This is a genomic window from Priestia sp. FSL R5-0597 (assembly GCF_038006305.1).
Lineage (GTDB): Bacteria > Bacillota > Bacilli > Bacillales > Bacillaceae_H > Priestia > Priestia zanthoxyli.
The window spans coordinates 4,045,299-4,057,942 of sequence record NZ_JBBOUZ010000001.1; the positions used below are offsets into that span (position 1 = coordinate 4,045,299).

General features: G+C 40.6%; 12 protein-coding genes. All 12 read right to left on the reverse strand.

Annotated features, from left to right (window positions below):
- Positions 1–8 precede the first annotated feature (8 nt).
- Positions 9–2,054, reverse strand: a complete 2,046-nt coding sequence (gene pknB / locus MKX72_RS21395) for a Stk1 family PASTA domain-containing Ser/Thr kinase (protein WP_033579838.1) — start codon at positions 2,052–2,054, stop codon at positions 9–11.
- A 5-nt stretch (positions 2,055–2,059) separates the two neighbouring features.
- Positions 2,060–2,803 carry a Stp1/IreP family PP2C-type Ser/Thr phosphatase gene (locus MKX72_RS21400; protein ID WP_028411452.1) on the reverse strand — a complete coding sequence of 248 codons (744 nt, stop codon included), beginning with the start codon at positions 2,801–2,803 and terminating at the stop codon, positions 2,060–2,062.
- A gap of 4 nt (positions 2,804–2,807) precedes the next feature.
- Complete coding sequence (gene rlmN, locus MKX72_RS21405) at positions 2,808–3,899, reverse strand: 23S rRNA (adenine(2503)-C(2))-methyltransferase RlmN (protein WP_028411453.1); 1,092 nt, start codon at positions 3,897–3,899, stop codon at positions 2,808–2,810.
- Positions 3,900–3,901: 2 nt separating this feature from the next.
- Positions 3,902–5,242, reverse strand: coding sequence for a 16S rRNA (cytosine(967)-C(5))-methyltransferase RsmB (gene rsmB, locus MKX72_RS21410; protein ID WP_028411454.1), 1,341 nt, complete (start codon positions 5,240–5,242; stop codon positions 3,902–3,904).
- Complete coding sequence (gene fmt, locus MKX72_RS21415; protein WP_034265281.1) at positions 5,235–6,173, reverse strand: methionyl-tRNA formyltransferase; 939 nt, start codon at positions 6,171–6,173, stop codon at positions 5,235–5,237. The genes rsmB and fmt overlap by 8 nt, the downstream gene beginning before the upstream one ends.
- A gap of 10 nt (positions 6,174–6,183) precedes the next feature.
- The gene (gene def, locus MKX72_RS21420; protein ID WP_013084828.1) at positions 6,184–6,657 is read right to left on the reverse strand and encodes a peptide deformylase; all 474 of its coding nucleotides are present in this window, start codon (positions 6,655–6,657) and stop codon (positions 6,184–6,186) included.
- Positions 6,658–6,727: 70 nt separating this feature from the next.
- Positions 6,728–9,142: a primosomal protein N' gene (gene priA / locus MKX72_RS21425; protein ID WP_155007665.1), complete on the reverse strand. Its 2,415-nt coding sequence runs from the start codon at positions 9,140–9,142 to the stop codon at positions 6,728–6,730.
- On the reverse strand, positions 9,139–10,356 hold the full coding sequence (gene coaBC / locus MKX72_RS21430) for a bifunctional phosphopantothenoylcysteine decarboxylase/phosphopantothenate--cysteine ligase CoaBC (RefSeq protein ID WP_047749894.1): 1,218 nt from the start codon (positions 10,354–10,356) through the stop codon (positions 9,139–9,141). The genes priA and coaBC overlap by 4 nt, the downstream gene beginning before the upstream one ends.
- Before the next feature lie 180 nt (positions 10,357–10,536).
- Positions 10,537–10,758, reverse strand: coding sequence for a DNA-directed RNA polymerase subunit omega (gene rpoZ, locus MKX72_RS21435; RefSeq protein ID WP_013058926.1), 222 nt, complete (start codon positions 10,756–10,758; stop codon positions 10,537–10,539).
- A 2-nt stretch (positions 10,759–10,760) separates the two neighbouring features.
- Positions 10,761–11,375 (reverse strand): guanylate kinase, encoded by a 615-nt coding sequence (gene gmk, locus MKX72_RS21440; protein ID WP_013058927.1) that lies wholly within the window; start codon positions 11,373–11,375, stop codon positions 10,761–10,763.
- A gap of 13 nt (positions 11,376–11,388) precedes the next feature.
- A complete protein-coding gene (locus MKX72_RS21445; RefSeq protein ID WP_013084831.1) occupies positions 11,389–11,649 on the reverse strand; it encodes a DUF370 domain-containing protein in 261 nt (86 codons plus the stop codon).
- Between the two features lie 46 nt (positions 11,650–11,695).
- Positions 11,696–12,571, reverse strand: coding sequence for a YicC/YloC family endoribonuclease (locus tag MKX72_RS21450; RefSeq protein WP_028411458.1), 876 nt, complete (start codon positions 12,569–12,571; stop codon positions 11,696–11,698).
- Positions 12,572–12,644 lie beyond the last annotated feature (73 nt).

Here is a 12,644-nt window from a genome sequence, read left to right on the forward strand (position 1 = left end):
CACTCCTATCACTCTGGATATTCAACGTCTTTTTCTTCAATAACTTCCCCGTCTCGGACAATTTTATAAGACGCTTTTTCATTTTCATCAACTAAAACATCGAATGATTCTTTTGTTGTTTCAGTAATCGTTAGTTCTTTAGCAGGAACCGACATATCGTTATCTGCATCTTCGATATAAATTTGTACTTTTTGCGGCTTTGGCTTTTCCTCTTCTGTTTCAGTGGCATCGCCTGTTTCCGTTGCGCCGCCTTGTTCCGTGCTTGCTTCGGTGTCAGCCTCTTCTTTATACGGAATGGTAACATCCACTGACACCGTTTGAGGAGCTTTTGGCTCTTTGCCCATTGAGACCGTAATGGTGAGCTTATCACCTTGCTCAATACTCTGCTCCGCTGCAGGCTTTTGAGACATCACAAGACCTTTTTCAACAGTGTCGGAATACGCTGTTTTTACGTCCACTTCAATATCTTCATCTGATGCATAATCTTTTACGCTTTTTTCCGTCCAGCCCGAGAAATCCTTTAATGCAATCTTCGGCGGACCTTTACTTACCCATAGCGTAACCGTTGTATCTTCCGGCACGACTTGTTCGGTTTCTTTAGGCGTCTGATCTGTAATATTGCCTTTTGGTTCTGTGCTTTCAACTTCGATGGATTGGATATCTTTATAATTCTGCTTTTCTAACAGACTTTTTACTTCCGTAAAGCTTCTTCCAATGTACCGGTTAAATGCTTCTTTTTTCTTTCCTGTACTTCGATAAATAATGACGTTAGAGCCTTCTTTGATCACGTCTCCCGCTTCTGGCATCGTTTTAACCACGTCGCCTTCTTCCACCTCATTATCAGATATATCTTTAGGATTCTTCACTTTAAAGCCTAAAGAAACTAAATCGGTTACAGCTGATTCATAATCTTGATTATGTAAATCAGGAACCTTTACGTCTTTTGGCAGTAATAAAGCCGGAATGAATGTAACGGCGGCTACGCTAGCAGCTGCCAGCAGCAAAAAAATTAAAACAAGCGTTACAATCAGCTTGCTTTTGCCTTTTTTCTTTTTCTTCTTTTTTTTCTTCGGCTTTACTTCTTCTTCTTCTTGTTCTTCGCGCTCTAAGTGAGGTGGTTTTCTCACAGGTACGTGCGTTTCTTCGGATTCAACAAAATCCTCCTTAATAACGGGAATGGCTTTTGTCACTTCTTCATCATCAGGCACCGTAAATCTTTGTTCATTATAACGATTTGGATGAACAGCAGACTGTAAATCCGCTTCGAGTTCTTCGACGGAACTGTATCGGTAAAATGGATCTTTAGTTGTTGCTTTTAATACAACATTCTCCACGCTTTGAGGGATAGATGGATTCCACCTTTTTGGAGAAGGTGTTTCTGTCTGTAAATGTTTTAATGCAATTGACACAGCCGATTCCCCAGAAAAAGGGACTCGACCCGTTAGCAATTCAAATAGGACGATGCCAAGCGAATAAATATCAGAACGCTTATTCGCAAGCCCTCCCCTTGCCTGTTCAGGAGATAAATAATGAACAGAGCCCAAAACAGAATTAGTATGCGTAATGGTTGTAGAACTTAGTGCTACGGCAATGCCGAAGTCAGTAACTTTAATGGTATCATCATGATCAATTAAAATATTTTGAGGCTTAATATCCCGGTGAATAATTCCGTACTGATGAGCATGGGCAATAGCTGATGTAATCTGCGTCATAATATGTATGGCTTTATCAAGAGATAATGGTGATTCTTGCAGAATGTATTGCTTTAATGTCATACCCGGTACATATTCCATGATGATATAGTAAATATCTTCTTCTTCTCCAACATCATAAATGCTGACAATATTAGGATGAGCAATACTCGTAGCAGATTGAGCTTCTCGATGGAAACGCTTTATAAACGCATCGTCACTTGCAAAGTCTAAACGAAGCACTTTAATTGCCACATCACGATCCAAAATCATGTCGCGACCTAAATAGACGTTTGCCATTCCGCCTCCACCAATTACTTGCAATACCTTATAACGGTCGTTTAGCCGTCTACCTATTAGCAACACTCTCACCCACTTTCAGATGTAAAGTCCACAATTGCAAGTGTAATATTGTCTTCTCCACCAAGCTCATTTGCTAATTGAATCAGGCTCGTACCCTTTTCGTGAAGTGATGAACTTGTTGATAACGTTTCGTTCAGCTTTTGTTCCGTTACCTTATTTGTCAGTCCATCTGAACATAATAATAATCGATCTTCTTTTTCCACTTCAATTGTTTTTACATCTAAACTAACATTTTCTTCGGTACCTAGTGCTCGCAATAAGATATTTTTTCGCGGATGATGTTCAGCATCTTCTTTTGTGATTTGACCATTTTTTACGAGTTCATTCACAAGAGAATGATCTTCTGTTACTTGTTGAAATCCATATTCATTGGAAATATAGCACCTGCTGTCTCCTATATTACCAATCGCACAAAACGTATCGGCGCATAAAGCAAGTACAACTGTCGTACCCATGCCTTTACACTCTTCATGCTCCTGAGCATACCGATAAATATCTTGATTAATTTGCGAAACATGCGTACGAATCCACTGCGTCGCCTCATCAGGAGACGTTACTTTGTTCGCTTCTTCCCACGCTATTTGCAATTTTTGAACCGCCATCTCACTGGCGATGTCGCCAGCTCGATGACCTCCCATACCATCAGCCACAATTGCAAGCAGCTGATTATGTTGGTTCAAAAATACCCCTCCGTTATCTTCATTGTGTTGTCTAACTCTCCCTCGGTCTGTCATGAAGACAGTTGCCATACAATCACCTCGTCTCTTCTTTACGCTCCTTCGCACGTAATTGGCCACAAGCTGCATCGATGTCATGACCTTGCTCACGTCGAATAGTCACGTTAACGCCACGCTTTTTAAGCGTACGTTCAAATGCAAAAATCTGTTCACGCGGTGTACGAACATAATCACGCTCAGGCACATAGTTTACCGGAATCAAGTTCACGTGACATTTAACGTCTTTAATCAAATCCGCTAATTCCTCCGCATGCTCTACTTGATCGTTTACTCCTCCGAATAGACCATACTCAAAGCTAATACGTCTTCCCGTTTTATCCGTATAATATTTAATGGCTTCCATCAAATCAGGAAGTTTATACGCGCGGTTAATCGGCATTAAGCGTGAGCGGATGTCATTGTTTGGAGCGTGAAGTGAAATCGCAAAATTGATTTGCATTTTTTCATCAGCAAACTTATAGATTTTTGGAATGATTCCACTTGTCGATACTGTGATATGACGTGCACCAATATTTAATCCATCATCACTGTTAATTGTTTTTAAGAAGCGCATCATTTCATCATAGTTATCAAATGGCTCCCCAATACCCATAATTACGACAGAGCTCACGCGTTCTCCTTGTTCATCTAGCGCTTTTTGTACTTTTACTACTTGCGCTACGATTTCTCCAGCTTCTAAGTTACGCTTTAAACCTCCAAGAGTAGACGCACAGAACGTACAGCCGATGCGACAGCCAACTTGAGTTGTTACGCAGACAGAATTTCCGTATTCATGACGCATAAGCACCGTTTCAATCGTATAACCGTCATGGAGTTCGAATAAAAACTTCATCGTGCCGTCTCCAGACGTTTGCTGAACAACTGTTTTTAATGTCGTTAATGCAAATTTGTCTTTTAATTGTTCACGTAATCCTTTAGATAAGTTTGACATATCGTCAAAGTCCGTTACGCGTTTAACATATAACCAGTCAAAAATTTGTTTAGCACGGAACTTCTTATCACCATGTTCCACTAACCAATTTTCTAGGTCGTGCATTTCTAATGAATAAATAGATGGTTTTTGCGTTTTTTCTTCTGCTTTTGCTTTTCTTTTAGCTACTTCTTCCATTTTTACACCTTCTTCTGTAAACATGCAATATAAAATCCATCGCTTTGTGCATCTGGCAGCAATTGAATTTCACCATGTTTTACGTTTTGTTTAAGTCTTTGCGGCATGCGTGCAGCAAGCGTTTCGTCTTTTTGAAAATCAGCATGATCTGCTAAAAATGCTGCTACAACATCCCCATTTTCATCCCGATCAATTGTACATGTACTATATACGAGGGTCCCACCTTTTTTTAATAAAGGCGCAACCGCATTTAAAATATCTTGTTGAATACGCGCCAGCTGCTTTACATCCTGCTCAGTTTTTGTATATTTCAAATCAGGTTTACGTCTCATCACACCAAAACCTGAGCACGGGGCATCTACTAAAATGCGGTCAAACATTTCTTTATCAAACTGTTCACCGGCTTTGCGGCTGTCTTGAACCGTTGGCTCAATATTGGTAAGATGCAGACGCTCTGCCTGCTGGGCAATCAGCTTTACTTTATGGTCATGAATGTCCAAGGAAATAACTCTACCACTGTTTTTAAGCTGCTCTGCAATATGAGTTGATTTTCCTCCCGGTGCAGCACAGCTATCTAAAATCAGCTCTTCTGCTTCTGCACCTAGTGCATGAGCTACTAACATAGAGCTTTCATCTTGAACGGTAAACATTCCTTCACGAAATGCTTGTGTATGAGCTGCATTTCCTTTTTGAACTTCTAGCGCTTCTTCTACAAAATGGCCTGGTTCTACAACAATACCTTCTTTTTCTAGCGCTTCTTTTACTTCATTTTGCGTAAAGCGTGCACTGTTTACTCGGATTGTTTGTTTAGGGGCCATTAAATTAGCTAAACAGATTCCGCGTGTTTTGTCCAATCCATATTGTTCCACCCAGCGTTTTACAAGCCATACTGGATGACTCGTTTCAATTGCCAAGCGCTCCACAGGATTTTGTATTTCTTCTAAAGAAGGCGTGCCGCTGCGCTGAATATTTCGTAAAACGCCGTTTACCATTGAGGCAATTCCTTTGTGACCACGTTTTTTAGCAATTTCTACTGCTTCATGAAGGATTGCCCGGTCAGGTACTCGGTCTAAATACATCATCTGATAAAGAGATAAACGAAGCAGCACTCGCACCCAAGGCTGAAGTTTTTTGGGATTTTTCAAGAAAGGGGCTAACCCGTAATCTAACGTATCGCGTCTTTGAATCGTTCCATACACGATTTCCGTTAACAGCCCTGCATCTTTCCCTTGAATACCACGTTTTTGTATACTGTTATTTAACAATAGATTGCTGAATGCCTGATTTTTTTCAATAGCTAGTAAAATATCTAAAGCTATGTCTCGAACGTTGTACTTACTCATTGACATCCCCTAATACTGTTCCGACTTCAACAGATGTACCTCGTAAATACTGCGCTGCATCCATACGTTTTTTTCCAGCCGGCTGAAGTTCCGTCACTTTAATAGCTGTTTCATTTCCAGTTGCTACTACAAATCCGTCCTCTTCAAGTGATAAAACGGTACCCGGTTTGCCTGATGCGGATAGTTTCTCTCCCCACCAAATTTTCATGACTTGACCGTCTGCTGTTGTATAAGCAACGGGCCAAGGATGAAGTCCGCGGATATGATTATAAATTTCTTCTCCTGTACGGGCCCAATCAATTTTCTCTTGTTCACGCTTAATATTAGAAGCAAATGTCGCTTCGCCATCGTTTTGTTTAACCGGCGTAATTTCACCTTTCACAAGAGAAGGAATGGTTTCTGAAAGCAATTTTGCACCAGCAGCGCTGAGTTTATCGTGAAGTGTGCCCACGTGATCACGTTCTTCAATCGGAACTTCTACCTGTGTTAAGATATCACCTGCATCTAATTTTTCTACCATATACATAATTGTAACACCAGTTTTCGGCTTACCTTGTAGAATTGAATAGTGAATCGGCGCGCCTCCGCGCAGTTCAGGTAACAGAGAAGCATGTACGTTAATACAGCCGTATTTAGGCGCTTCTAAAATAGGAGTTGGTAAAATTTGACCAAAAGCCGCTGTTACAATTAGGTCAGGCTCATACGCTAACACTTGCTGATATTCTTCTTCTAAACGAATCTTTTCTGGCTGCAGTACAGGTATTTCATGTTTTAACGCCTCAACTTTTACAGGAGGAGGTGTTAATACGCGCTTGCGTCCTTTTGGTCGGTCCGGCTGTGTAACCACTGCGACCACTTCATATCCATCTTTAAGTAATGTTTGTAAAACCGGCACTGAAAAATCCGGCGTTCCCATAAATACGACTTTCATCGTGTAAAACCTACCCTTCTAGTTCATCCTCTTCGTAATACTTTGTTACTTTTTCCGTGAACAATACACCGTGTAAGTGATCAATTTCATGTTGAATGGCTCGTGCTAAAAAACCTTTTGCTTCTATAAAATAAGGTTTTCCTTTACGATTTTGCGCACGTACTTTCACATAATCAGCTCGAGCCACGTCACCAAAAAGGCCCGGAAAACTTAGGCAGCCTTCTGGACCGATTTGTTCGCCTCGTTGCTCAATAATTACCGGATTAATTAACTCAATTTTACCGTGTCGATCGTCCACGTCTACCACTGCCACTTGCTGCAGAACTCCTACTTGAGGAGCAGCTAGACCCACACCGTCTGCTTCAAGCATTAAATCATACATGCCGTTTAGTAATTTCGCTAATTTATTATCAAAGTTTTTAACGACTTCACACTCTTGTTCAAGTACTTCATTAGGATGGTAAACAAGCTTAAGCTTAGCCAAATAGGCACCTCCTTTATTCTTTCTATTTATATCCAAAAAGCTTCTTCTTTAACGCCATCAAGACGACTAGTTACATCATCGAGTATGGATTCAAATCAATTGTAATCGTTAAATTTTCCTTCTGCATTTCCGCTTGATAACGTTCTAATATATATTTCAACAGCGGAATCAGGCTTGGTTCCAGCTTGTATTTTAACATGCATTGATAGCGATATCTATCTTTTATCTTAGCAATGGGAGATGCGACTGGCCCTAAGATCGTTGTTTGCGGCGAAAGTTTCTGACCCAGATACTGCGAAATTTTGTCTGTAACAGACACCACTTTTGCAATATTTTCATGAGATACGGTGACAAGCGCCAAGTAAAAGAAAGGCGGATATTTATGCATTTTACGAATTTCCATCTCCTGCTTATAAAACGCATCGTAATCATGCTGACTCGCAAGTTGAATGCTGTAGTGCTCAGGCGTGTACGTTTGAATCACTACTTCTCCTGGAAGCTTGTGGCGTCCTGCTCTTCCGCTTACTTGTGTTAAAAGCTGAAACGTTTTTTCAGATGCACGAAAGTCAGGTAAATTCAGCATCGTATCTGCTGTTAAAACGCCTACAAGCGTGACGTTTGGAAAGTCTAGCCCTTTGGCAATCATCTGCGTCCCTAGTAAAATTTGCGCTTCTCCACTTGCAAACTTGTTCAGGAGCTTTTCATGCGCGCCTTTTCGGCTTGTCGTATCAACATCCATTCGCACGACTCTAGCCTCAGGCAGCACTTTTGTTAATTCTTCTTCCACTTTTTGTGTACCAGATCCAAAAAAGCGGATATGTTCGCTGTGGCATTCCGGGCACTCAGTGTGCACATGTTCTTCGTGTCCGCAGTAATGGCATTTTAATTTATTTTGATAGCGGTGATACGTTAGTGAAATTTCACAGTGCTCACATGTCGGAACGTAACCGCAGTCCCTGCACATAACAAAAGAAGAATGGCCTCTTTTATTTAAAAATAAAACGATTTGCTCTCCTTTTTCCAAACGGTTTTTCATCTTTTCAAACAGCATAGTTGAAAACATAGAGCGATTGCCGCTGCGAAGTTCCTCTCTCATATCAACAATATCCACCGACGGCATCGATGACTTATTCATTCTTTGCTTTAACGTCAGTAGCTTATATACACCTTTTTGCGCTCTTGCAAAGGACTCAAGCGTTGGGGTTGCACTTCCTAAAATGACTGGACACTGATGATGCTGCCCTCGGTAAATGGCTACATCTTTTGCATGATAACGGGGGTTTTCTTCTTGTTTATAACTCGTCTCATGTTCTTCATCGATAATAAGAAGGCCTAAATTTTCAAATGGAGCAAATACAGCAGAGCGGGCCCCTACCACAACGGATACTTCTTTTCGCTGAATTTTTCGCCATTCATCGTATTTTTCTCCAGTAGACAAGCCGCTATGAAGCACAGCAACTTTTGAGCCGAACCGCTCTTTAAACCGCTTGACCATCTGAGGGGTAAGTGAAATCTCCGGAACAAGCATAATCGCTTCTTTTCCTTTTTTTAATACTTGATCAATCGATTGGAGATACACTTCTGTTTTTCCGCTTCCCGTTACTCCATACATTAAAAACACATCGTGAAGATTTTCTTCGATGTCCTGCAGAATCGGTGAGATTGCCTCAGCTTGTTCATCGGTCAATTGAAATGGCTTTGACGGTGTAAAGTATCGATCTTGATAAGGATCACGGTATATTTCAATTTCCGTTTCCTCTAAGAGTCCTTTGTTAATCAGCGCTTTTATAGGAGCGGAGGTAATCTGCAAATCTTCCGCTATTTCTTTTATGGCTACTTCTTCATTTCGCTCGAGCATAAAAGACAGCACTTGCTTTTGCTTTTCTGCCTGCTTATTTAACTCGTTCATAAACTGTTGAATGTCTTCAAGGCTTTGATTCAGTTTTACGCCTTTTGTCGTTTTTTTGTTTCCTTTGTTTTTCACCACGTAGACGACTTCAATTAGACCTTTTTGAATATCACGGTGAAAAGCAGGAGCAGCGGCTGTTTTTTCCACTTCACTCCACTTCAGCGAGGATCTTGACTGAAAAAACGGCTTGACTTGCTCATGAAGCTGTTCGTATGCCTCTTTTGAAAGGAGTGACAGTTCTTTATCATATTTTGCTTTCATCGCCGCAGGCAGCATGACTTGAAAAGCCGATATCATAAAACAAAGCGTTTTTTCTGTTAGCCAGTGCCCAATCTCTAACAGTTCAGGAGTCAGAACCGGCGTTAAATCAAGCAAGTCAGCGATTGGTTTAACACGCTTAACTTCAGCCTCTTCTTTAAGAGCCACCACAAACCCTTGAACTTTTCTTGGACCAAACGGAACGACAACTCGCATACCCGGAACAATAATTCCTTTCCATTTGTCAGGAATGGCGTAGTCAAAAGCTCGATCTGTTTGTTTAGCAGCCACGTCCACAATTACACTAGCTACACTCATTTTCTCAGCCCTTCTAACATTTCCTTCACTTCTTTTAACACCTCGGTAGCTACATCGTGTTTTGAAAGAATGGGAAGTTCTTTAGACTCTCCGCTTCGCTTATAGAGCGTCACAATATTTGTGTCCGTCCCAAAACCTGCTCCTTCTGTCGTCACGTTATTGGCTACAATCATATCCAAGTTTTTAGATGCAAGTTTCTTTTGTGCATATTCATCCACTTGTTCTGTTTCTGCTGCAAAGCCGACTAAAAGCTGGTGTTCTTTTCGCTCTCCAAGCGTGCGTAAAATATCTGTTGTTCTCTCTAGCTCTAATACTGCTTCACCAGGCTGCTTTTTCATCTTTTGATCAAACACATACTTTGGTCGGTAATCTGCCACTGCGGCTGATTTAATGACAACATCTGCTTCATGATAGCGCTGCATAACAGCTTCAAGCATCTGCTGCGCACTTTCAATTTGAACAACCTGCACCCCTTTTGGATACTCTAAATTCGTCGGTCCCGTTACAAGTGTTACCGATGCACCTAACTTAGCAGCTTGTTCTGCAAGAGCATAGCCCATTTTCCCAGTAGAGCGATTGGTGAAAAATCGGACGGGATCAACGCGTTCTACCGTAGGTCCTGCTGTAACCAATACATTGATACCGTCAAAGATTTTTTGTGTATCTGATACTTTGGAAAAATAAGAGCCGATTAGTGAAACAATTGTTTCTGGCTCTTCAAGACGACCTTTTCCTACATAACCACATGCCAAATACCCTTCTCCTGGTTCTACAAAAGAGTAACCAAATGATGAAAGAGTGCTCATATTTTTTTTAACAGCGGGATGATCGTACATATGAACATTCATTGCAGGCGCAATCCACACAGGTGCAGTAGCAGCCAGCAGCGTTGTGGAAATCATATCATCTGCAAGACCATTTGCTATTTTCCCTATCATATTAGCCGTAGCAGGAGCCACTAAAATTAAATCGGGCCAATCGGCTAAATCAATATGTGCAATCACAGATGGATCTTTTTCATCAAACGTATCTGTATAAACTGGGTTTCGAGACAGAGCTTGAAACGTAAGCGGCGTTACGAACTCGCGTGCTGAAGCAGTCATCATTACTTTAACTTCCGCTCCTGCTTGTACTAATTTACTTGTTAAAGCTACGGCTTTATATACGGCGATTCCGCCGCTAACACATAATAAAATTCGTTTTCCCTTCATCATTATGCCCCCATCTATTTATCCCGCTCAACCAGCATCCGCTTGTTTACTCGGGTAACTATCTAAAGCTTTTCAATTCAATTATTATACCATTTTTGTAGTGAGACATTCACTATCCTGCTTGAATACAAACAAAAGCATCAAAAAAATAACAACCTATAAAGTAGGTTGTTATTTTTTCACTTACTGATGTTTAGAATCTTCTTCTGCTACACCTTGCTTATAGCTTAATTGTTCAGCATTAATTTCTTCTAAAGCACAGCCTACAAACTTATAAGAAACCGGCTTTTCAATCGGCGTATCATTGTGAAGCTGTAATTGACGAGCGCGTTTTGCAGCTACTGTCACAAGCGTGTACTTAGAATCTAATTTTTCCATTAGGGAATCAATTGATGGATAAAGCATGTTTATTCTACCTCCAGCATTCTTTTATAGCGCGCAGAAATACGATCACGACGGCAGTGTTCAGCCGTTACGATAGCACGGATGCGAGCACAAGCATTTTCTACTTTGTCATTTTCTACAACATAATCGTAGGCGTCCATAAGTTCAATTTCTTCTTTTGCCACGCGCATACGGTTATTGATTAAGTCTTCTGTTTCAGTACCGCGGTTTACGATACGACTTTTAAGCTCTGATAAACTCGGCGGTGCCAAGAAGATGAACAAACCTTCTGGAAATGCTTCTTTCACTTGAAGAGCACCTTGCACTTCAATTTCTAGAAATACGTCTTTTCCTTCAGATAACGTTTGTTCTACATAATCAACCGGGGTACCGTAGTAGTTGCCTACGTATTCAGCCCACTCTAATAATTTCTTGTTTTCAATCATGCGCTCAAACTCTTCGCGTGGTTTGAAGAAATAGTCAACGCCGTCTACTTCACCTTCGCGGGGCTTTCTTGTTGTTGCAGAGATAGAATACTGCAATTTAATGTCTTCTTGCTCAAACAATGCTTTTCGTACCGTTCCTTTTCCAACACCTGATGGTCCGGAAAGAACAATTAATAAACCTCTTTCAATCATCGGTTCAAGTGACCTACCCTTCTAATAATTCTTCTTTGTTTATAAGTCGCTGCGACACAGTTTCTGGCTGTACAGGAGCTAAAATAACATGATCGCTATCCATAACAATAACAGATCGTGTTTTACGTCCTTGCGTTGCATCTATTAAAGAGCCTCGATCTTTTGCATCTTGAATAATGCGTTTGATTGGAGCTGATTCAGGATGAACGACAGAGATTATACGATTAGAAGAAATAAAATTTCCAAATCCAACGTTCACTAATTTACCGCTCATAAGAAGCCTCCTGCTATACCAATATAATCTTTATCTTACACGAAGGCTATTCAATATTTTGAACCTGCTCTTTTATGCGTTCTAATTGTGCTTTCATACTAATAACATACTGAGCAATAGTACCATTATTTGCCTTCGCACCGATTGTATTCATTTCACGATTCAGCTCTTGAACAAGAAAATCCAGCTTGCGTCCCACTGAATCAGGTGTATTTAATGCTTGAATAAATTGTGAAACATGACTTTGAATTCGCGTAAGTTCTTCGCTAATATCTGCTTTTTCAGCAAAAATAGCTACTTCAGTCAGCACTCGCTGCTCATCGAAAGTACCTTCTAAATAGTCGCTCAGCTTTCTTTTAATACGCTCGCGATATTGTTCAGCAACTTCAGGAGCAAGCTGTGTAATTTTTTCGCGAATGTCTTGAATGTCCTGTAAGTATCCCATTAAATCGTGATACAGCTCTGATCCCTCTCGTTTCCGCATATCCACTAACTGATGAACAGCAGCTTCAACGGCTTCAAAGATTGCACCATGAATACTCGTCTGATCAGCTTCTTCTTCATAAGTTGTCATCACTTCAGGCATGTGTAAAATGTCTTGAATTTGAACAGATTGTGACAGCCCGTGCTTTTCTTTTACTTGCTGCAACGCATTCATGTATTCATCAAGCAGCTGCCAATCCGTCTGCAGTTTCTTTTTTGCCATTTCTTCACCTGAAATAGTAACAAATACTTCTACTCTACCACGTTTTATGTATGTTTGAACGATTTTTTTTATTTTATCTTCAATTTCAATTAATTGTCTTGGCATACGGATAACAATTTCACAAAAACGATGATTAACAGACTTCATTTCCACTGTTACTGATCGATTTTCCACTTCCGCTTTTCCGCGGCCAAAACCAGTCATACTTTTTATCATTATCATCACATCCACTATGTACATCTTACATAAAAAGTATCGTAAAAGAAAGTGTTAGCAAAAAAAAGAAATC